This window comes from Rhizobium sp. NLR16a (genome assembly GCF_017948245.1).
Taxonomy (GTDB): domain Bacteria; phylum Pseudomonadota; class Alphaproteobacteria; order Rhizobiales; family Rhizobiaceae; genus Rhizobium.
This window is the reverse complement of record NZ_CP072865.1, coordinates 299,449-318,354: the sequence shown is the minus strand read 5'-3', so window position 1 is coordinate 318,354 and position 18,906 is coordinate 299,449. Positions and strand designations below refer to the sequence as shown.

The window sequence follows — 18,906 nt, the reverse complement described above, 5'->3', positions numbered from 1 at the left end:
CAGCACTTTATAGGTTCAGTTGGCTGGCGTCGAAGTTCAAAATGACTTCCTCCCAGGCATCGTATTTGTCTTTTGGAAACATCGTGTAAGGAGCTGCGCGGGTAACTGCGCGAAGAGCGGCGTCGGTAATGATTTTCCGTGTGCGCTCGCTACCGCCACTGACCTCCGTCTCAGGAGTGCCTATAACGCGACCGTCCTTATCAAGGTGCACATGAAAGCTTAGATGAACGGTTCCCGCGTCCTTTAGGTCGCCGGGAAGGAAAAAACGATTTTGAATGGCATTTCGCATCGCATTGATAACTGCCACGGTTAAAATCGGTGCTTTTTGATCGCTTTCTTCACCGCTTTTCGTCTCGGCATACACGCTGAGCGGAAGCGCAAAAGTGGCGATGAACATCGTCAGTATCCCAATGGCTTTCGGGAGATGGCATAAGCTTCTCAGCATCTAGATTCCAAAATCGCTTGCGTCGAAGGTAAGAAGCATTTCGTTCCAGCCGTTCTCGCCCTCATACTTATCTGCTGGTAAGTTCTTGAGAGGAGATGATTTCATGACAGCGCGATAAACGCTGCTCTTAAGAGCTTGACGTGTCGAATCCGGCCCACCTGTCGCAATGACCTCTGGATCGCCAACCACATTGCCGGCCTGATCGAGTTGAAAACGAACCTTAAGCTGCACTTCGCTAGCACCTGCTAGCCCTGAAACAACACTCCAGTTGCTCGAAATCTGGCCCTTTACAGCATCCTCCTCGCTCTGGCTGAGTTTGGTTCCGCTGTTGCTCTTCTTGTTCCCCAGCGAGGCCTCCTGCGTCGAGCGCTTGGCGCCGCCGGCGGAAGGATCGGTCTTGTTCAGCAGAGCCGAAATCTCATCGGCATTGAAATCGCTCTTCATCGTCGAGGCCGATTTCGCCACTTCCTGCTTCTTGTCGGCCTTCTTCTTGTCCGTCGGTTTGTCGGCGGCCTTGGGTTCGTCCGCAGGCTTCTCAGGCGGCTTCTCGGCGGCTTTTTGGGGCTCAGGCGGCTTTACCTGCGGCTTGACGACCGGTGTCGGTACCTTGTCCGGCAACGCCTCGGCATCCGGCTTCGGCGGCTCCTCCGGCTTGGCCTGCTCTTCCGGCGGCTTTTCCTCCGGCTTCGGCGGCGGCGTCACTTCGACGGGCTTTGGCGGCGGAATGGAGGCAACCTCCTTCGGCTGCTCGACCTCGGTCTCTTCCTTGTTGACTTCCTTGACGTCGTTCGGCTTGGGATCGATCGTCGGCAGTGGCTTCTCGCTCGAATTCGCCGCCGCAGCTTCGCTGTTGCTGGGCTTGGCGTTCGGGACCGGCGGCGTCTTCAGGTCGGCATTGTTGTCGCCGGCATTCTCAGACGGCTGCGCGATCGGCGGCCGTGTCGTCGGCACGGGCGCGGACGTCTCCTTCTTCGGAGCTTTCTTGTCGCCCTGCTGCATCTGGGTGATCGATTCCACCGGCACGAGATCGACCGGCATCGCCTCGAAATCCTCGACCTTGAAGGATTCTGGCGCACTCAGCGACACCATCGCCCAGGTGAGCACCAGGCAATGCAGAACAGCAGATGTGACGACGCTGGTCTTCATCTTGAACGCTATTGGTCCTTCTTCTGCTGCGTCACGAGGCCGATATTCTTGAAACCGGCCCCCTGGATGCGAGCCATCACGTCGGCGATGACACCATAAGGCGCCGTCGCGTCGCCGCGCACGAAGATGCGTTCATTGTAGCCGGTGGTAGCGATCGCCTCGAGCTTGGCGGCGATCTCGGCGGCCGGGATCGGCGTTTCCTGCAGGTAGACTTCGCCGGAGTTCTTGACCGAGATCGTGATCGGCTGCGTCTCGGAATTCAGCGCCTTGGCCTGCGTTTCCGGCAGGTCGATCGGCACGCCGACGGTCATCATCGGTGCGGCGACCATGAAGATGATCAAAAGCACGAGCATGACGTCGACGAGCGGCGTCACGTTGATTTCAGAAATGACGGCCTTATTCCGACCGCCGCGACGGCGGCGTCCGCCGCCCCCGCCGCCATTGCCTCCAACAGCCATACCCATCTGAGAATACTCCGTTGGTTACTGAGCGGCAGCGCGCGGCTGCAGCTTCTCGTCGATCTGGCGCGAAAGTATGGCGGAGAATTCGTCCGCGAAACCTTCCATGCGGGCCGAAAGCTTGCCGGCATCGGCAGAGAACTTGTTGTAGGCGATAACGGCCGGAATAGCGGCGACGAGGCCGATCGCTGTGGCGAGCAGCGCTTCGGCGATACCGGGTGCGACGACCGCGAGGTTCGTCGACTTCGAGCCGGCGATCGCCTGGAATGAGGTCATGATACCGACGACCGTGCCGAAGAGACCGATGAACGGACCGGCCGAACCGATGGTCGCGAGCGATCCCAAACGGGCGCCGAGATATTCGGTTTCGCGGGCGAGCGTCACGTCCATGGCGCGGTCGATACGCATCTGCAGGCCGATCGGCGAGCGCGCACCGCGCTCGAAGGATTTCTTCCATTCGCGCATGGCCGCGACGAAGATCGACGCCAGGCCGGTATTGTTGCGTTCCGACAGCGAGCGGTAGAGTTCTTCCAGCGACTGGCCTGACCAGAAAACCTGTTCGAACTTGTCGAACTGGCGCCGTGCGCGGCCATAGGCCAGATACTTGTCGATGACGATCGCCCACGTCCAGACCGAGGCTGCGATGAGCCCGAGCATGACGAGCTTGACGACGATGCCGGCCTGCATGAAAAGCGACCAGAGGCTGACGTCCGTCGTGGCTGCTGCCAATCCTACTTGTTCCATTGATCCAAAATCCCCGAATCCAAACGCCCGGCGCTGGACCGGGCGGCACAAAATGATCTCGCAAGAAGTGTCCGGCGACCGCCGCCCAAAGCCCTGGTCAAGCTTCCAAGCTCTTCTTCCGCCTTCTTGCCGTCAAATTTGGTCAAAGGAAGGCGTGCACCGCACAAACTCCGACTTTCCCAGTAAGACACTATTATGGTTAATAGATCGTTAGTGCCGGACTATGACAGCAAGCCTGCGTTCGGAAGATTTTGTTCCGTGGATTACTTGACCGGAGCATGGGCCGGCTGCCGAAAGAGCGCTCATCCTGCGGCGCGGGAATTCCTTCACATAAAGTTCAAGTTTTGACAAGGCCTGGTTCGGCACTACAAAGGATGGCTGCCTTCCAGGAATTTTGCCGCCAGCGTTTCCGGCAGCCGCCGTGGCCGCCCCTTGGCGTTGATGACGGCGATGATCACCCTGGCTGCAATCAGCAGGCTTTCGCCTGAACGGATCTGCTGGTTGAGCACCATCTTGGCGCCTCCGGCCTTTTCCGTATGCGTCAGGATCGTCAGCACGTCATCCATGCGCGCGGGGCTCTTGAAATCGATCTCCATGCGATGAACGACGAAGACGAGGCCTTCCTCGTCGGCGCTGACGAGTTCGCGCTGCTCGACACCGAGGCAGCGCAGATAGTCGGTACGGCCGCGCTCGAGGAAGTGCAGGTAGCGGGCGTGATAGACCAGGCCGGAGAAATCCGTATCTTCATAATAGACCCGCTGGACGAGGCGGTGTCCAGCCTCCGTCAGCTCTCCCGAAATGGAAAAAGGGCGTTCCGTCATAATTTTCTCCAAAGTGAGGTGCCCTCTTTGGCGCAACGCTTCGCGGCAGGCAAGCATTGAATGCCCGGCCGGCAGCCATTGAATGCGCCGCCGGCAGGCATTGAATGATTGTCATAATTCCTAACTATTCCCGATAATAAGCGACCGATCAGGAGACGATGCGATGAAGATTGCGGTTATGGGCGGAGACGGTTTCATTGGTTGGCCCACCTCGCTCCACCTTTCCGATGCCGGTCACGATATCCATATTCTCGACAATCTCTCGCGCCGCTGGATCGACACCGAACTCGGCGTTCAGTCGCTCACTCCGATGGATTCGATCCAGGAGCGCACGCGCATCTGGCATGCCGAAACCGGACGCCGTATCCACTTCAATCTGATCGATCTCGCCAAGGATTACGAACTTCTGAAGAAATGGCTTTCGGAACACCGGCCGGATGCCATCATCCATTTCGCCGAACAGCGCGCCGCGCCCTATTCGATGAAGAGCGACCGCCACAAGAACTACACGGTTAACAACAATGTCAGCGCCACGCATAACCTGCTGAACGCGCTGACCGAGCTCAATCTCGACGCCCACCTCATCCATCTCGGCACCATGGGCGTCTATGGCTACTCGACGGTCGGCGCGGCAATCCCTGAAGGCTACCTGCCGGTTGGCATCGAAACGCCGACGGGCGAGACGGTAAGCCAGGAAATTCTCTACCCTTCCAATCCGGGCTCGATCTACCACATGACCAAGTGCCTGGATCAGCTTCTGTTCCAGTTCTACGCCAGGAATGACGGCTTGCGAATCACCGACCTGCATCAGGGCATCGTCTGGGGAACGCATACCGAGCAGACGCGCCGCCACGCTCAGCTGATCAATCGTTTCGATTACGACGGCGATTACGGCACGGTGCTGAACCGTTTCCTCATTCAGGCAGCGATCGATTATCCGCTGACGGTGCATGGCACCGGCGGCCAGACCCGCGCCTTCATCCACATCCAGGATTCCGTGCGCTGCATCGAGCTGGCGCTGAAGAACCCGCCCGCCCGTGGCGCCCGCGTCGAGATCTTCAATCAAATGACGGAAACCCACCGGGTGCGCGACCTCGCCGAGATGATCGCCAGGATGAGCGGCGCCAAGATCGCCTGGCTGCCCAACCCGCGCAAGGAGGCCGCCGAAAACGAGCTGATCGTCCGGAACGAAAAGTTCCTCGACCTTGGCCTCGAACCGACCACGCTGGAAGCCGGGCTGCTGGGCGAAATCGTCGACGTGGCGAAGAAATTCGCCTATCGCGTCGACCGCTCCCGCGTGCCGGCCGTCTCCGCCTGGACCAGGGACATAGCCGCGACGATTGATCACGATCCGGAAGGCAAGCGGCTGAAGTCGGTATCGTGAGTGAGGGCTTACTATTGAAGCCCTGCCAGTCCCACGATCTCCCCCTCATTCCCTTCCTCGGGCTTAGCCCGAGGGACGTCACAGGAATCCAGCGCGCCCAGGTCATTGGGCGCAGGAGAGTCATTCACGGCGCGGACGCGCCGTGGCTGGATTCCTGTGACAGGCACAGGAACGAGGGCGTGGGTGGAAGCGGCCGACGCCGATGACTTCTACCTCGAAACTAGCCTACGTCACCCTCGTCACCAACGCCGACTATGCCATGGGCGCCACCGCCCTCGCCCGCTCCCTGCGCCGCACCGGCACCGGCGCCGATATCGTCGTCCTCCACACCGGCGGCGTTGACGCGGCCGCCCTCGCCCCGCTCAAGACCCTCGACTGTCGCCTGATCCAAGTCGAGCACCTGCCCCTCTCCGATACCTTCAACGAGCGCCACGCCCGTGGCCATCTCCATGCCGCGGCCCCCTTCACCAAAGGCCGCAAGCCGGACTTCCATTCGCCACTCGACAATTTCTGCAAGCTCAGGCTCTGGCAGCTGGTGGAATATGAGCGCTGCGTCTTCATCGACGCCGACGCCCTCGTGCTGAAGAACGTCGACAGGCTCTTCCTCTATCCGGAACTTTCTGCCGCTCCCAACGTCTATGAGAGCCTTGCCGATTTTCGCCGCATGAATTCCGGCGTCTTCGTCGCCACGCCCTCGCGTGAGACATTCCGGCACATGCTCGAACGCCTCGACAGGCCGGAGGCCTTCTGGCGACGCACCGATCAGACCTTTCTTGAGACGTTCTTCCCCGAATGGCACGGCCTGCCGGTTTATTTCAACATGCTGCAATATGTCTGGTTCACCATGCCGGAGCTTTGGGACTGGAAGAGCATTTCGATCCTGCACTACCAGTATGAGAAACCGTGGGAAAAGGATCATTCCAAGGCAAAACAGCTACAACCTTTAATCGATCTATGGCACCGTATACACGAGAGCGGCGATATGCCCGAGATCACGGCGCTGAGAAATCCGGAAGGGACGGCATGAAAGTATTGGTATCCGGGGGAACGGGTCTCGTCGGCCGGTACGTCGTCGAGGAGCTGCTGACCGCCGGCTATCACGTGATTGTCGGCGGGCGCCGGGCGCCGCTGCCGCGCTTCTTCTCCCGCCCGGTCGAATTCACAGCACTCCCCCTCGACCCCGAAAAGGATCAGATCGACGTCTTCGACGACGCTTATTTCTTCGTCCACGCCGCCTTCAGCCATGTTCCCGGCAAATATCGCGGCGGCGAGGGCGACGATCCCAAGAGCTTCCAGAGATTGAACCTCGACGGCACCGTCCGACTTTTCGAAGCGGCCAAACGCGCCGGCACGCGCCGTTGCGTCTTCCTGTCCAGCCGCGCTGCCTATGGCGACCACCCACCGGGAACCGAGCTTGTCGAAACGATGCTGCCAAAGCCGGAGACGCTCTACGGCCAGATCAAATTCGACGCCGAAGGTGCGCTTAGCCATCTCTCGACGCCGGGTTTTGCCGGCGTAAGCCTGAGGGCGACCGGTGTCTATGGCGATCTCACGCCGAACAAATGGGATGGTCTCATCGCCGATTATCTCGCCGGTCGGCCGGTTGCTGCGCGCGCCGGGACGGAGGTTCATGGCCGCGACATCGGCCGCGCGGTGCGACTGATGCTGGAGACGGAAAGCACCCGCATCTCGGGCGAGGTCTTTAACATATCGGACATATCGGTAGACACACGCGACATTCTTGCGCCTATCCGCCGTGAAACGGGCTGTCGTCACGCGTTGCCGCCTCCCGCCGACAAGGCTGCCCTTAATCCGATGAGCACTGCAAAAATCCGCGCTCTCGGCTGGATGCCAGGTGGAGCCCCCTTGTTCGAGGAAACGATGCGGCGGCTGGCGGCTGCCTTGCCGGTGTCGCCGTGACACGAATCTGCGCCGAGTCGATGGACATCCTCGTCTGACGATCGGCAACCGCAGACCGATACGACGTGAAACGGGCGCAGCCCTGTCGCAGCCGGCATTTGCATCGGGTCTCCGGCCGGTTATGCTCGGTCGAACCTCTCAATCCGGCAGATCGTATGACCGCAAAAGAACTGAAAGCGCAGCTGCGCAACGAACGCCTGGCCGCCCGCGATGCCGTCACTCCTGAAGAGCGCACCGCCAAAAGCCTCGCAATGGCCGATCACGCCGGCGAGGCGGTTGCTTTCGAGCCAGGCACCATCATCTCCGGCTTCCTGCCGATCCGATCGGAGGCCGATCTCAGGCCGCTGATGGCGCGCTTTGCAGCACGCGGTGCGCGGCTCTGCGTGCCGGCGATCCTCGACAAGCAGACCATCGTCTTTCGCGAACTGGCGGAAGACGCACCGCTTGTCGCGACCGGGTTCGGCACGGTCGGCCCCACCGAACACGCGGCCGTCCTCGATCCCGAGATCATGCTCGTGCCGCTTTCGGCCTTCGATGTCAGAGGCCATCGCATCGGCTACGGCGCCGGCTACTACGACCGCGCCATCAGCCGGCTAAGAGAGAAAGACCTGCATCCCAAGCTGATCGGCATTGCATTCGACTGCCAGGAAGTGGCACATGTGCCCGACGAGCCGCATGACATAAGCCTGGATGCCATCCTGACAGAAAGCGGCCTTCGCTTTTTTGCCTCTTGGATTGGATAGGGAATGCGGCTGCTTTTTTTGGGTGACATGGTCGGCAAGACGGGACGCACGGCGGTCTGGGACCGGCTACCCGGTCTGATCTCCGACCTCAGGCTCGATTTCGTCGTCGTCAACGGCGAGAATGCCGCCGGCGGTTTCGGCATCACCGAGGACATCTTTCTCGAAACGATCAATGCCGGCGCCGATGTGGTGACGACCGGCAATCACGTATGGGACCAGAAGGAGGCCGTCGCTTTTGCCGGGCGGCATGATCAGTTCCTGCGGCCGGCCAATTATCCGCAAGGCACACCCGGCCGCGGCTCCGGACTTTTCTATGCCAGGAACGGCGCGCGCGTGCTCGTTGCCAATGTCATGGGCCGGGTGTTCATGCATCCGGAGCTCGACGACCCCTTCAAATCGGCCGAAGTGATCCTCGACGCCTGCCCGCTGAAGGAGCAGGCCGATGCGATCATTTTCGATTTCCACGCGGAAGCGACCAGCGAGAAGCAATGTTTCGGACATTTCGTCGATGGCCGCGCCAGCTTCGTCGTCGGCACCCACACTCACGTGCCAACCGCCGACGCGCAGATCCTGAACGGCGGCACCGCCTATATGTCGGATGCCGGCATGTGCGGCGATTACGATTCCTCCCTCGGCATGGACAAGGAGGAGCCGCTCAACCGCTTCATCTCCAAGATGCCGAAGGGCCGCATGGAAGCGGCGAGCGGGCCGGCGACGATCTGCGGCGTCGGCGTGGAGATTTCCGATGCCACCGGACTGGCCGAAAAGATCGCGCCGCTGCGGCTCGGGCCGCGGCTGGCGGAGACGGTACCGGAGTTCTGGAGGTAATCCAGCCGCTCCAACACGCAATTGTGAGCATCGCTGCTCTGGACCGCTGCGACCTCATGACGCATCCTCCGCCGCTAAATGAAAGCGCCGGAGGGGTGGCATGAAGCCGCATTATCTTATCCTCGCTATCACATGCCTGGCGGCCTTCCCCGCATCAGATCCTGCCCAGGCACAGGAGCAGCGCCAGCGAGCCAGCCAGTGCCACGCGATCGCCGAGAAAATGCCCAATGTAACCTTCGCCAGTTTTTCTGGCGTCCCGGCGCTGGTGCCGGCCGTGTCCGAGGGCGAGGATGTTAGATTCACCTATCTCGGCCATTCCACCTTCGAAATCGAGACACCCGGCGGCATCATCATCGCGACGGATTATAATGGCTGGTACAGGCCGGCGACGACGCCCGATGTCGTCACGATGAACAAAGCTCATACGACCCACTTCACCCTAACGCCTGAGCCCGACATCAAGCATGTGCTCCACGGCTGGAGCGACGTGCCGGGCGAGAAGGCCAGCATCAATCTCGTCGTCGGCGATGCCTATATCCGCAATGTTACCACGGACATCCGCTTCAGCTACGGCCTCGGCGGCTCCCAGGCGGATGGAAACTCGATTTTCATCTTCGAAATTGCCGGTCTCTGCATCGGCCATCTCGGCCATCTGCACTACGAGCTGACGGATAGCCATTATACCGAAATCGGCCGCCTTGACGTCGTCATGGTGCCCGTCGACGGCGGCCTGACCATGGGCGCCGACAGCATGAGCCGCGTTATCAAGCGGCTGCGCTCGTCGCTGATCCTGCCGATGCACCGCCGTGGTCCGCCGGTCAATGCCTTCGTCTCCATGTTCGGAAAGGGCTTCGATATCACTTATGCGCCTGATGACAGCCTCACCGTCTCCATGCGCACGCTTCCCAAGAAGCCGCTGATCTATGTGATGAAAGGCGCGCAGTAAAAGCAAAAGCCCGGCGGGTCCCTCCAAACCTTGCTGATCAAGCAAATTGCAGGTGACGTTTGACGCCGACCTCGGGCATCTTGTCGTCATCGAGATTGGCCTTGGCGATCTCCCAACCGAATTTTAGCGTGCTGCCTGTCGAAACCCAGATCTCGGCATCATCGACATGCAGGGAAAGCATGGTAAGTTTCGGGTCCTTCTTGCCGCCGTCATACCATGCCGCCACCATCGAACTCCAATATTCCTCGATCTTGGAAGGGTCGGGGCGTACCTCGATGACGCCGGAAAGGCAGGCGTGATAGTCGTGATCCTTGCCGATGACGCAGAAATGCGCCCGACTGCCGGGTTTGATGGCGCGCACGATGTCGGCGTCGGTCTTGGTGTAGAACCAGATCGTGTTGGTGGTCGGATCGGCATGCGGCGCCATCGGCTGCATGTGCATATCAAGCCCGGAAATTCCGAGCATGCCGGCATGAACATCGTTGACCTGATCCCAAAGCTGACGAGCTGGTTGCTCCCGCGCCTCGCTGAGACTTGCCATGACCGTTCCTTTCCGTTGGGTGGAGTTCGGTTGAAACGTCATCCTCCTGCCTTTGTTCCGAACTGCTTTTTCCTTGAATGGGTGTCGTTTCGCTCTTATAAGGCGGCCCATTCCGAACAATGAGACGTGAACAGGGGTGCCATGGCTGGCCATTCACAGTTTAAAAACATCATGCACCGCAAGGGCCGTCAGGACGCCGTGCGGTCGAAAATGTTCTCCAAGCTTGCGCGCGAAATCACCGTGGCAGCCAAGGCCGGCCTGCCCGACCCGACGATGAACGCCCGTCTTCGCTTGGCGATCCAGAATGCCAAGGCCCAGTCCATGCCGAAGGACAATATCGACCGCGCCATCAAGAAGGCAGCCGGCGCCGACGGCGAAAACTATGATGAAGTCCGCTACGAAGGCTATGGTCCGGGCGGCACGGCGATCATCGTCGAGGCCCTGACCGACAACCGCAACCGCACTGCCTCCAACGTCCGCTCGATCTTTACCAAGGCCGGCGGCGCCCTCGGCGAAACCGGTTCCGTTTCCTTCTCGTTCGACCATGTCGGGGAAATCACCTATAAGCTTTCTGCTGGCGACGCCGACAAGGTGATGGAAGCCGCGATCGAAGCCGGCGCCGATGACGTCGAGACCGACGAGGAAGGCCATTACATTACCTGCGCTTTCGAAGCGCTTGGCGAAGTATCGAGAGCCCTGGAGGCTAGCCTCGGCGAAGCCGAAACCGTCAAGGCTGTCTGGCGCGCCCAGAACAACGTGCCGGTGGACGAGGAAAAAGCCCAGTCGCTGATGAAACTCATCGACTCGCTCGAAGACGACGATGACGTACAGAACGTCTATTCCAACTTCGAGGTCTCGGAAGAGGTTCTGGCGAAGCTTTCAGCCTGAACCTTGCAGCGATCGCCCATAAAAACCCGGCCGCGACGCCGGGTTTTTTGTCTCTCGGGCGCCGCTTACAATCCTACGCAGCGACCCGCATGAAATTTCCAAGACCTGCGAACAGTTCCACCGACTTCAGCCGCGCCTCGACATCATGGATCGGCATCGAGATGATCACCTCGTCGGCCGCCGTTTCCTTGAGAAACTCCGCCAGTTTCGCCTCAGTCGTCGCCGGCGACCCTACCACGGCGTAGCGCAGTGTGTGTTCGACGTTCATCTTCTCCATCGGCGACCAGAAGCTCTCCATATCGGTGACAGGGCGCGGGAAAGGACCGCGCACATTGCGCCGCAGGTTGACGAATTGCTGCTGGGCGGACGTGAAATGGTAGCGCGCCTCCTCGTCCGTCGCTGCCACCGCGCCCATGACGCCGACCATGACATAGGGCTTGTCGAGAGTCGCCGAGGGCTGGAAGCGCTCGCGGTAGATCGCGATGGCGTCGAGCAGCATGTCGGGGGCAAAATGCGAGGCGAAGGCGTAGGGAAGCCCAAGCATCGCCGCAAGTTGGGCGCTGTAGAGGCTGGAGCCGAGCAGCCAGATCGGCACATGCGAGCCATTGCCTGGAACCGCAAGGATCGCCTGATTCTCGAGCGGGGTACCGAGAAGCTGCTGCAATTCCACCACATCATTCGGGAAGCTGTTCGCGCCGGCTTCGAGGTTACGCCGCAGCGCCTGTGCCGTGCGCATGTCCGTCCCCGGAGCCCGTCCCAGGCCGAGATCGATGCGGCCGGGAAAAAGCGCCTCCAGTGTGCCGAACTGCTCGGCGATGACAAGCGGCGAGTGATTGGGCAGCATGATGCCGCCGGAACCGATGCGGATGCGTTTTGTCGCAGCCCCGACATGCCCGATGACAACGGCGGTCGCCGCACTGGCAATGGCAGGCATGCCGTGATGCTCGGCGAGCCAGAAGCGCTTGTAGCCGAATTCTTCAGCCTTCTGAGCCATTCGCGCCGAGCTTTCGAGCGACTGGCGCACGGTGCTGCCTTCGGCAACGGGAGAAAGGTCGAGTATGGAGAAGGGAACCATGGAAACCTGCCGGGCTGTTGAACGATGCCGTCTATGTAGGTTGGCGCCTGACCCATTCCAAACCGTGCACGCAAACAAAAGGGCCGCGCGATGGCGGCCCTTGTCGAATAGCGAAAGCACATCTCAGCGGTGACGACGCAACACATGCACCTCGGCACTTGGCCTGTGTTGCCCCTGCGGCAGCGTGAAATTGCCGAGCTGGCGGTCCATTTCCAGAGCTTCCGTCGCCAGCCGGTGGATCGCCGCCGTCGTCTCCTCGACCATCGAGGCGTTCTGCTGCGTCATCGCGTCGAGTTCGGACACGGCGCTGTTGATCTCACGCAACGTACTGGCTTCCTCACGGGTCGACTCCATGATCTCGTTGATCTGCCCGTTTATCGCCTCGACATGGGCGCCGATGCCGGTCAGGGCAACGCCGGCCCTTTCCACAAGTGCAACGCCGCTTTCGACCTCATGCGTCGATTTCTGCAGCAGGCTGGAGATTTCCTTGGCCGCGCTCGATGAGCGCTGGGCGAGCTCCCGGACTTCCATGGCGACGACGGCGAAGCCCTTGCCCGATTCACCGGCGCGTGCCGCCTCGACGCCGGCGTTGAGCGCCAGGAGATTGGTCTGAAAGGCGATGTCGTCAATGACCGATATGATCGTGTTGATCTGGCGCGAGGAGGTCTGGATCGCCTCCATCGCCGCGATCGTCTCGCGCATGATCTGGCTGGAGCCGGTCGTCTCCTTTTTGGCGTCGCGCGCGATGCGCTCGGCCTGTTCTGCCCGCTCGATCTGGCGGCGAACGGACTGGGTGATGGCGCTGATCGCATTCGCCGTCTCGGTGATCGAGCCGGCCTGACGCTCGGTGCGCCCGGCAAGCTCGTCGGCGCCGGTGCGCATCTCCTCGGAGCCGGCGCGTACCGCCATCGAGTTACCGCCAATCGCCGTCATGGTTTCGCTGAGCGTGGCGAGTGCCTCGTTGAAATTGATGCGCAGGCTTTCGAGTTCGTTCGGGAAGCGCGTATCGATCTGATAGGCGAGATCGCCGCTCGCCAGATGATGCAACCCCTCGTCAATCGCCTCGACCACCTGCTGCAGCGTCCTCGCTTCGGCCTCGCGATGGGCGAGGTTCTGCTGACGGTCGTGCTCGGCCTGCAGGCGCGTCTCTTCGCTGGCGGCTTCGAGTGCGCGGCTTTCGATCAGCGATTGGCGGAAGCGGGCAAGTGCGTTGGCCATCGTGCCGATCTCATCCTTGCGGTTCAGGCTGCCGATCTCGCTGTCGAGCTTGCCGTCGGCGACGTCGCGAGTCACACCGGCAAGCCGCGCCAGCGGCGAAAACAGGAAATTGGTGACGAGCCCGGTCGCGATGGCCATGACGACGAGCACGCCGATGCCGATCATCGTCAGCAAAGTGGCGATCTCGATCGAGCCGGCATTGAGCTCGCTGAGCAGGACGCTCTCGACCACGAGGAAGCGGTCGCCGCGATAGTCGATGCCACGGACATAGGCGCGGGCCGCGCCATCCGCCCGGTCGAAATCAGCCACGATCATCGCGGAGCTAGCAAGCGCGTCCTTGATGAAAGTGAAGGGGGTGGCATCGAGGGTCGCAAGCTTCCCCCCGGCATCGAGGGCGATAGCGGAGCCATCGCTGGAGACGATCGCAGCCCGCGCGGTGCTGCCCTGCACGATGCCCTTGGCAAGAATGCTCGAGATGATGTCGTCGCGCACCTTGAACAGGATGATGCCCTTGGCGGCCCCGAGCTTGACGATGGGCACGGCATAGAAGATCGCGGGTTTACCGCTTGCCGCATCGACACGAAGGCCGGAGAAGCCCGTCGGCGCGGCGTCATCCGTCGCCTTGGCGGTATTCTCGACCGCCTTGGCGAATGCGATGCCGGCGCCGGTTGTCTTCCAGGCGTCCGACTTCAGATTCTCCGCGAAGTCGTCGTCCTTTTTGTAGGAATAGAGCACGCTACCGTCGAGATCGGCGATCAGCAGATCGCTGAAAGCGGTGTTTTCGAGGTCGCGGGCAACTTCGCCCTGCGTCTGCTCATGGTTTGAATAATAGAACCCGCTCGGCCCTTCCGGCTTCATCAGCTTCTCGCGCTGGTCGGCCGGGTTGGGATTGCCCGTGATGAAAACCTTCTTCAGCTCGGCGCGGGCATCCCCCGAAGTCTTCTGGATTGTCTTCCAGCCGCTCTTCAAGCTGGTGATCGACATCTGCAGCGCCTCGATGCGCGCGATGGAATTGGCCTGGTTCTCAAGCTGCGCCAGTTGGTCCTGCAACATGTCGCCACGGAAGATCAGCACGCTTTCCTTGGCCTTCAGCGCCTGCTCGTCGGATATGCGGCTGCTGGCGAAATAGGCAAGCACGTCGATGACCGCGATCGACAGCACGGTCAGCAGGATGAAAGTGGCAATGACCTTGAAGGACAGGGACTGAAATCTCTGAGCCATATACAATGAACCCTTCTGAACGGCGCCTGCCAGCCTGGGCACGCGGTGCATCCCCGGCCGGCTGACCTGTCAACAGAACATCGGGGACTTATTCTTGTGGAACGAAGCCCCTCGCACATTCGATGAACTAGAATTCAGGCATCTCTTTTAATTCGCGGTAAATGCGCGCTCTAAAACCGCAGGTGTTTTCGGTTTGTTCACATATCGATGGCACTTATTTCGCAATCGCTATAGGTTGAACCATGCAAAATACGATTCGCATCATTGGCATTGATCCCGGCCTCCGCCGCACAGGCTGGGGAATCATCGACACTTTAGGCAATTCCCTGAAATTCGTGGCATCGGGAACGGTGACCTCCGATGGCGACACGGACCTCGCCTCCCGCCTCTGCCAGCTGCATGACGGGCTCGCCGATATCGTCCACGCTCACAGGCCCGATGAAGCCGCCGTCGAACAGACCTTCGTCAACAAGGACGCCGTGGCGACACTGAAGCTCGGCCAGGCCCGCGGAATCGCCATGCTGGTACCTGCACGCGCGGGACTGCCGGTCTCTGAATATGCGCCCAACGCCGTGAAGAAGGCGGTCATCGGCGTCGGGCACGGAGAAAAGCAGCAGATTCACATGATGCTGAAGATTCTGATGCCGAAGGCCGAGTTCAAGGGCGATGACGCCGCCGACGCCTTGGCGATCGCCATTTGCCATGCCCACAATCGCGGCGGCCACCGGATGCGCCAAGCGTTGGCAGGATAACGCGTTCTTGACATGTTCCTGCGGTAAGGATAATTCTTACTTTGAAGGAGCCTCTAATGCGTGTCACATCCAAAGGTCAGGTCACTATTCCCCGCGATCTCAGGGAGCTTGCCGGCATCGAGACCAACAGCGAGGTCATTTTCTCGATTGAGGGCGGCAAGCTCGTTCTCTCGCCGAAGAACGGCAAGCAGGAAGTCGAGGATAGAGGTCGGCTGGACCGTTTCATCGAGACGATCCGTCGTCTGGAGGGAACCGGCGATCAGGAAATCGATGCCGAAGATCTCATGTCGATGACGCGTGATCGCTGATGGCGACGCTTGTCGACACGAACGTCCTCGTCGATCTGGCCATGATCAGCTCGGACTGGCACGATTGGTCGCGCCGGAAGATACTCGATATCTTCAGAGATGGACCGGTCCTTATAAATCCGATCATCTATTCCGAATTTTCCGTTCGGTATGACGATGTGGATGAAGTCGATCGCCTGCTTCCGCAGGATGAATTCCGCCGCGAGAACCTGCCGTGGCCGGCCGCATTTGCCGCGGCTCAAGCCTTCCGGCTTTACCGCCGCGCGGGCGGAGGACGCGAACGGATATTGTCGGATTTCCTCATCGGCGCGCATGCGGCGATAAGGGGCTACAGAATTTTAACCCGCGATGCCGGCGGTTATCGTTCCTATTTTCCTTCCGTTGAACTCATTACGCCCGAAACGCACCCTTGAAAGACCGCGACTCATGATCGGCAAGCTGAAAGGCACCATAGACGAGATCGGCGAAGATTATGTGCTCGTTGATGTGCACGGCGTCTGTTACGTCGCTTATTGCTCGGCCCGCACTTTGTCAAAGCTCGGATCGGCGGGCGAAGCCTGCGTGCTCTTCATCGAAACCTATGTGCGCGAGGATCAACTGAAACTCTTCGGCTTCATGACCGCATTGGAGCGGGAATGGTTCAACCTGCTGCAGAGCGTCCAGGGCGTCGGCGCCAAGGTGGCGCTCGCCGTGCTCTCGACGCTGACGCCGGGCGAGCTTGCCAATGCGATCGCCCTGCAGGACCGCGCCGCCGTCTCGCGCGCACCGGGCGTCGGCCCGAAAGTGGCGATGCGCCTCGTGACCGAACTCAAGAACCGCGCACCGGCCCATGCCGGCGAGGCAATCAACATCGGCCTCAAGCAGGAACTCGGCGAAGGCGTCGCCGCCGCACCGGTTGCCGATGCAGTGTCCGCGCTGACCAATCTCGGCTACAGCAGAGACCAGGCGGCAAATGCCGTTGCCGCGGCGATGAAGACGGCCGGCGACGGCGCCGATAGCGCCAAGCTGATAAGGCTCGGATTGAAAGAGCTGGCACGGTGAAAACCGGAAAACCAATGAATGGGTGTCGAGGCACCCGACGTTTGGTGTATTGCTGTAACAGGTTTCAAAACGGAATGAGAGCATGAGTGAGCCCGCCCGCCTGATATCGCCGGAAAAGCGGGGCGAAGATCTTGATGTGACGCTGCGCCCGCAATCGCTGGACGAATTCACCGGCCAGGCGGAGGCGCGCGCCAATCTCAAGATCTTCATCGAGGCGGCGAAGAACCGCGGCGAGGCGCTGGATCACGTGCTCTTCGTCGGGCCTCCCGGCCTCGGCAAGACGACGCTGGCGCAGATCATGGCGAAGGAGCTCGGCGTCAACTTCCGCTCAACCTCAGGCCCTGTCATCGCCAAGGCCGGCGATCTCGCCGCGCTCCTCACCAATCTCGAGGAGCGCGACGTGCTCTTCATCGATGAGATCCACCGCCTCAATCCGGCCGTCGAGGAAATCCTCTATCCCGCCATGGAGGATTACCAGCTCGACCTCATCATCGGGGAAGGCCCTGCCGCGCGCTCGGTGAAGATCGACCTCTCGAAATTCACGCTTGTCGCCGCCACCACCCGCCTCGGCCTGCTGACGACGCCGCTGCGCGATCGTTTCGGCATCCCGGTGCGGCTCAGCTTCTATACCGTCGAGGAACTGGAACTGATCGTGCGCCGCGGCGCACGGCTGATGAACCTGCCGATGACCGAAGAGGGCGCCCGCGAGATCGCCAGGCGCGCCCGCGGCACGCCGCGCATCGCCGGCCGGCTGCTGCGGCGCGTGCGTGATTTCGCCGAGGTGGCACGGGCCGAGGCCGTCACCCGCGAGATCGCCGACGAAGCGCTGACCCGCCTGCTGGTCGACAATGTCGGCTTCGATCAACTCGACAAACGCTACCTCAACATGATCGCCGTCAATTTCGGCGGCGGCCCGGTCGGCATCGAAACCATCGCCGCCGGCCTTTCCGAGCCGCGCGACGCGATCGAGGATATCATCGAGCCCTATATGATCCAGCAGGGTTTCATTCAGCGCACGCCGCGCGGCCGTGTTCTCACCGCAATCGCGTGGAAACATCTGGGAATGCAACCGCCCAAGGAAATGGAGGCTGCGCAGTTCCGGCTGTTCCAGGAGGACGACTGAGTGATCACCCGCCGCGGATTTTTCAAGGTTCTTGGCGGCGGTTTCGCAGGCGTCATGGCGCTCGGCGGTTATGCCTTTGCCTATGAACCGCTGGCGCGGTTCGGCATCGCCCGTTACCGGCTGACGCCGCCGGGATGGACACCGGGACTGAAGCTCCGCGTCGTCGCGCTCGCCGATATCCATGCCTGCGAACCCTGGATGTCGGCAAGCCGCATTGCCGCGATCTGCCGCCGGGCCAATGAACTCGAAGCCGACGTGACCGTTCTGCTCGGCGACTATGCCTCCGGCATGAACATGGTGACGCAATATGTGCATTCGAGCCAATGGTCGAAGGCGCTCGCCACCCTGCAGGCCCCGCTCGGCGTCCATGCGATCATGGGCAACCACGACTGGTGGGAGGACAGGACGGCCCAGAAGAACGGCGGAATGGAAACCTTCGGCCATCGGGCGCTCGCCGATGTCGGAATCCCGGTCTATGGCAACCGCGCCGTTCGGCTCGAAAAGGACGGCCGCGGCTTCTGGCTCGCAGGCCTCGAAGATCAGCTGGCGCTGCTGCCCGGCAGGAAGTGGGACCGCACGCACATGCTCGGCCTCGACGACCTCGATGGAACGATGGCACAGATTAGCGACGATGCACCGGTTATCCTGCTCGCCCATGAGCCCGATATCTTTCCGCGCGTGCCCGAGCGTGTCTCGCTGACGCTGTCGGGCCACACCCATGGCGGACAGATCCGCTTCCTCGGCCGATCGCCGATCGTCCCCTCGCGTTACGGCAATCGCTACGCCTATGGCCATATCGTCGAGGAGGGGCGTAACATCATCGTCTCCGGCGGGCTCGGCTGCTCCATTGCACCGGTGCGCTTCGGCGTCCCGCCGGAAATCGTCGTGATCGATCTCGGATAAGCACGACATGAGCAAGCGCACTCCTATCCGCCTGACTCAGGGCGCTGCGCGTTTCAACTATCGCATTGCCGGCCTCGGCTTTCGCGATGGGCATGTGCTTGTTCATCGCGCCGTGCACGAGCCCTTCTGGATCTTTCCTGGCGGTCGGGCGGAAATCGGCGGGACGTCGGAGGAAACGCTGATTGGAAATTCCGCCGGAATTTCCCCTTTCAGCCATATGAAATTATCCACCGCGTCGAAGATGGCGACAACCATCTCGAATTCAAATGGGTGCCGACAACGCGCGCGGCCCTGACCGCGCTCGACATCCCGCCCTATTTCATCGCTGATGAAATCGAGAACCTGCCCGGGCTACAATGTCATCTCGCCTGGCGCGACGGTAATCTCGATGACTGAAAACA

21 protein-coding genes and 1 pseudogene are annotated in these 18,906 nt (G+C 60.9%); 14 read left to right on the top strand and 8 right to left on the bottom strand.

Going from position 1 to position 18,906, the window contains the following annotated elements; genetic code table 11:
* Positions 1-7: 7 nt before the first annotated feature.
* From J7U39_RS01455 to ybgC, 5 genes are all read right to left on the bottom strand, one after another.
* The gene (locus tag J7U39_RS01455; RefSeq protein WP_247241701.1) at positions 8-397 is read right to left on the bottom strand and encodes a hypothetical protein; all 390 of its coding nucleotides are present in this window, start codon (positions 395-397) and stop codon (positions 8-10) included.
* A gap of 48 nt (positions 398-445) precedes the next feature.
* The gene (locus J7U39_RS01450; protein WP_210629938.1) at positions 446-1,591 is read right to left on the bottom strand and encodes a hypothetical protein; all 1,146 of its coding nucleotides are present in this window, start codon (positions 1,589-1,591) and stop codon (positions 446-448) included.
* Between the two features lie 8 nt (positions 1,592-1,599).
* Complete coding sequence (gene tolR / locus J7U39_RS01445; RefSeq protein ID WP_008536277.1) at positions 1,600-2,055, bottom strand: protein TolR; 456 nt, start codon at positions 2,053-2,055, stop codon at positions 1,600-1,602.
* 18 nt (positions 2,056-2,073) lie between these two features.
* Positions 2,074-2,793, bottom strand: a complete 720-nt coding sequence (gene tolQ, locus J7U39_RS01440; protein ID WP_004671617.1) for a protein TolQ — start codon at positions 2,791-2,793, stop codon at positions 2,074-2,076.
* A gap of 365 nt (positions 2,794-3,158) precedes the next feature.
* Positions 3,159-3,614, bottom strand: coding sequence for a tol-pal system-associated acyl-CoA thioesterase (ybgC, locus tag J7U39_RS01435; RefSeq protein ID WP_210629937.1), 456 nt, complete (start codon positions 3,612-3,614; stop codon positions 3,159-3,161).
* A gap of 163 nt (positions 3,615-3,777) precedes the next feature.
* Here ybgC and J7U39_RS01430 point away from each other — a divergent pair, with 163 nt between their 5' ends.
* The 6 genes from J7U39_RS01430 to J7U39_RS01405 all read left to right on the top strand — a co-directional run bounded on the left by J7U39_RS01430 (position 3,778) and on the right by J7U39_RS01405 (position 9,435).
* Positions 3,778-4,998: an NAD-dependent epimerase/dehydratase family protein gene (locus J7U39_RS01430; RefSeq protein WP_210629936.1), complete on the top strand. Its 1,221-nt coding sequence runs from the start codon at positions 3,778-3,780 to the stop codon at positions 4,996-4,998.
* Between the two features lie 202 nt (positions 4,999-5,200).
* Positions 5,201-6,025 carry a glycosyltransferase gene (locus tag J7U39_RS01425; RefSeq protein WP_210629935.1) on the top strand — a complete coding sequence of 275 codons (825 nt, stop codon included), beginning with the start codon at positions 5,201-5,203 and terminating at the stop codon, positions 6,023-6,025.
* Positions 6,022-6,918 carry an NAD(P)-dependent oxidoreductase gene (locus J7U39_RS01420; protein WP_210629934.1) on the top strand — a complete coding sequence of 299 codons (897 nt, stop codon included), beginning with the start codon at positions 6,022-6,024 and terminating at the stop codon, positions 6,916-6,918. The genes J7U39_RS01425 and J7U39_RS01420 overlap by 4 nt, the downstream gene beginning before the upstream one ends.
* A gap of 155 nt (positions 6,919-7,073) precedes the next feature.
* Complete coding sequence (locus tag J7U39_RS01415; protein WP_210629933.1) at positions 7,074-7,661, top strand: 5-formyltetrahydrofolate cyclo-ligase; 588 nt, start codon at positions 7,074-7,076, stop codon at positions 7,659-7,661.
* A 3-nt stretch (positions 7,662-7,664) separates the two neighbouring features.
* A complete protein-coding gene (locus J7U39_RS01410) occupies positions 7,665-8,489 on the top strand; it encodes a TIGR00282 family metallophosphoesterase (protein WP_088677967.1) in 825 nt (274 codons plus the stop codon).
* A gap of 100 nt (positions 8,490-8,589) precedes the next feature.
* The gene (locus J7U39_RS01405) at positions 8,590-9,435 is read left to right on the top strand and encodes an MBL fold metallo-hydrolase (protein ID WP_210629932.1); all 846 of its coding nucleotides are present in this window, start codon (positions 8,590-8,592) and stop codon (positions 9,433-9,435) included.
* Positions 9,436-9,472: 37 nt separating this feature from the next.
* Here J7U39_RS01405 and J7U39_RS01400 read toward each other — a convergent pair whose 3' ends face one another.
* Positions 9,473-9,976: a pyridoxamine 5'-phosphate oxidase family protein gene (locus J7U39_RS01400; protein ID WP_210629931.1), complete on the bottom strand. Its 504-nt coding sequence runs from the start codon at positions 9,974-9,976 to the stop codon at positions 9,473-9,475.
* Between the two features lie 141 nt (positions 9,977-10,117).
* Between J7U39_RS01400 and J7U39_RS01395 the strand changes: the two genes are divergently transcribed.
* Complete coding sequence (locus J7U39_RS01395) at positions 10,118-10,864, top strand: YebC/PmpR family DNA-binding transcriptional regulator (RefSeq protein WP_210629930.1); 747 nt, start codon at positions 10,118-10,120, stop codon at positions 10,862-10,864.
* Between the two features lie 73 nt (positions 10,865-10,937).
* Here J7U39_RS01395 and J7U39_RS01390 read toward each other — a convergent pair whose 3' ends face one another.
* Both J7U39_RS01390 and J7U39_RS01385 read right to left on the bottom strand, forming a co-directional pair.
* A complete protein-coding gene (locus tag J7U39_RS01390; RefSeq protein ID WP_210629929.1) occupies positions 10,938-11,939 on the bottom strand; it encodes an LLM class flavin-dependent oxidoreductase in 1,002 nt (333 codons plus the stop codon).
* A 123-nt stretch (positions 11,940-12,062) separates the two neighbouring features.
* On the bottom strand, positions 12,063-14,378 hold the full coding sequence (locus J7U39_RS01385; protein WP_210629928.1) for a methyl-accepting chemotaxis protein: 2,316 nt from the start codon (positions 14,376-14,378) through the stop codon (positions 12,063-12,065).
* Between the two features lie 242 nt (positions 14,379-14,620).
* Between J7U39_RS01385 and ruvC the strand changes: the two genes are divergently transcribed.
* The 7 genes and pseudogenes from ruvC (at position 14,621) to J7U39_RS01350 (ending at position 18,901) form a co-directional block, all read left to right on the top strand.
* Positions 14,621-15,130, top strand: coding sequence for a crossover junction endodeoxyribonuclease RuvC (gene ruvC, locus J7U39_RS01380; RefSeq protein WP_210629927.1), 510 nt, complete (start codon positions 14,621-14,623; stop codon positions 15,128-15,130).
* A 56-nt stretch (positions 15,131-15,186) separates the two neighbouring features.
* Positions 15,187-15,438: an AbrB/MazE/SpoVT family DNA-binding domain-containing protein gene (locus J7U39_RS01375; protein WP_184455063.1), complete on the top strand. Its 252-nt coding sequence runs from the start codon at positions 15,187-15,189 to the stop codon at positions 15,436-15,438.
* A complete protein-coding gene (locus J7U39_RS01370; protein ID WP_210629926.1) occupies positions 15,438-15,851 on the top strand; it encodes a type II toxin-antitoxin system VapC family toxin in 414 nt (137 codons plus the stop codon). The genes J7U39_RS01375 and J7U39_RS01370 overlap by 1 nt, the downstream gene beginning before the upstream one ends.
* A 13-nt stretch (positions 15,852-15,864) precedes the next feature.
* Entirely contained in the window at positions 15,865-16,479 is a 615-nt protein-coding gene (gene ruvA, locus J7U39_RS01365) for a Holliday junction branch migration protein RuvA (RefSeq protein WP_210629925.1), read from the top strand.
* An 82-nt stretch (positions 16,480-16,561) separates the two neighbouring features.
* On the top strand, positions 16,562-17,602 hold the full coding sequence (gene ruvB / locus J7U39_RS01360) for a Holliday junction branch migration DNA helicase RuvB (RefSeq protein ID WP_184455061.1): 1,041 nt from the start codon (positions 16,562-16,564) through the stop codon (positions 17,600-17,602).
* On the top strand, positions 17,603-18,505 hold the full coding sequence (locus J7U39_RS01355) for a metallophosphoesterase (protein WP_210629924.1): 903 nt from the start codon (positions 17,603-17,605) through the stop codon (positions 18,503-18,505).
* Positions 18,506-18,512: 7 nt separating this feature from the next.
* Positions 18,513-18,901 (top strand): annotated as a pseudogene (locus J7U39_RS01350) (DNA mismatch repair protein MutT).
* Positions 18,902-18,906 lie beyond the last annotated feature (5 nt).

Bases quoted from the DNA above. Each gene is read 5' to 3' on its own strand.
- tolR (WP_008536277.1), bottom strand. From the start codon at position 2,055: ATGGGTATGGCTGTTGGAGGCAATGGCGGCGGGGGCGGCGGACGCCGC.
- ruvC (WP_210629927.1), top strand. From the start codon at position 14,621: ATGCAAAATACGATTCGCATCATTGGCATTGATCCCGGCCTCCGCCGC.
- J7U39_RS01455 (WP_247241701.1), bottom strand. From the start codon at position 397: ATGTTCATCGCCACTTTTGCGCTTCCGCTCAGCGTGTATGCCGAGACG.
- tolQ (WP_004671617.1), bottom strand. From the start codon at position 2,793: ATGGAACAAGTAGGATTGGCAGCAGCCACGACGGACGTCAGCCTCTGG.
- ruvA (WP_210629925.1), top strand. From the start codon at position 15,865: ATGATCGGCAAGCTGAAAGGCACCATAGACGAGATCGGCGAAGATTAT.
- J7U39_RS01405 (WP_210629932.1), top strand. From the start codon at position 8,590: ATGAAGCCGCATTATCTTATCCTCGCTATCACATGCCTGGCGGCCTTC.
- J7U39_RS01395 (WP_210629930.1), top strand. From the start codon at position 10,118: ATGGCTGGCCATTCACAGTTTAAAAACATCATGCACCGCAAGGGCCGT.
- J7U39_RS01370 (WP_210629926.1), top strand. From the start codon at position 15,438: ATGGCGACGCTTGTCGACACGAACGTCCTCGTCGATCTGGCCATGATC.
- J7U39_RS01415 (WP_210629933.1), top strand. From the start codon at position 7,074: ATGACCGCAAAAGAACTGAAAGCGCAGCTGCGCAACGAACGCCTGGCC.
- J7U39_RS01425 (WP_210629935.1), top strand. From the start codon at position 5,201: ATGACTTCTACCTCGAAACTAGCCTACGTCACCCTCGTCACCAACGCC.
- J7U39_RS01400 (WP_210629931.1), bottom strand. From the start codon at position 9,976: ATGGCAAGTCTCAGCGAGGCGCGGGAGCAACCAGCTCGTCAGCTTTGG.
- J7U39_RS01410 (WP_088677967.1), top strand. From the start codon at position 7,665: ATGCGGCTGCTTTTTTTGGGTGACATGGTCGGCAAGACGGGACGCACG.
- J7U39_RS01390 (WP_210629929.1), bottom strand. From the start codon at position 11,939: ATGGTTCCCTTCTCCATACTCGACCTTTCTCCCGTTGCCGAAGGCAGC.
- J7U39_RS01420 (WP_210629934.1), top strand. From the start codon at position 6,022: ATGAAAGTATTGGTATCCGGGGGAACGGGTCTCGTCGGCCGGTACGTC.
- J7U39_RS01385 (WP_210629928.1), bottom strand. From the start codon at position 14,378: ATGGCTCAGAGATTTCAGTCCCTGTCCTTCAAGGTCATTGCCACTTTC.
- J7U39_RS01430 (WP_210629936.1), top strand. From the start codon at position 3,778: ATGAAGATTGCGGTTATGGGCGGAGACGGTTTCATTGGTTGGCCCACC.
- ybgC (WP_210629937.1), bottom strand. From the start codon at position 3,614: ATGACGGAACGCCCTTTTTCCATTTCGGGAGAGCTGACGGAGGCTGGA.
- ruvB (WP_184455061.1), top strand. From the start codon at position 16,562: ATGAGTGAGCCCGCCCGCCTGATATCGCCGGAAAAGCGGGGCGAAGAT.
- J7U39_RS01450 (WP_210629938.1), bottom strand. From the start codon at position 1,591: ATGAAGACCAGCGTCGTCACATCTGCTGTTCTGCATTGCCTGGTGCTC.
- J7U39_RS01375 (WP_184455063.1), top strand. From the start codon at position 15,187: ATGCGTGTCACATCCAAAGGTCAGGTCACTATTCCCCGCGATCTCAGG.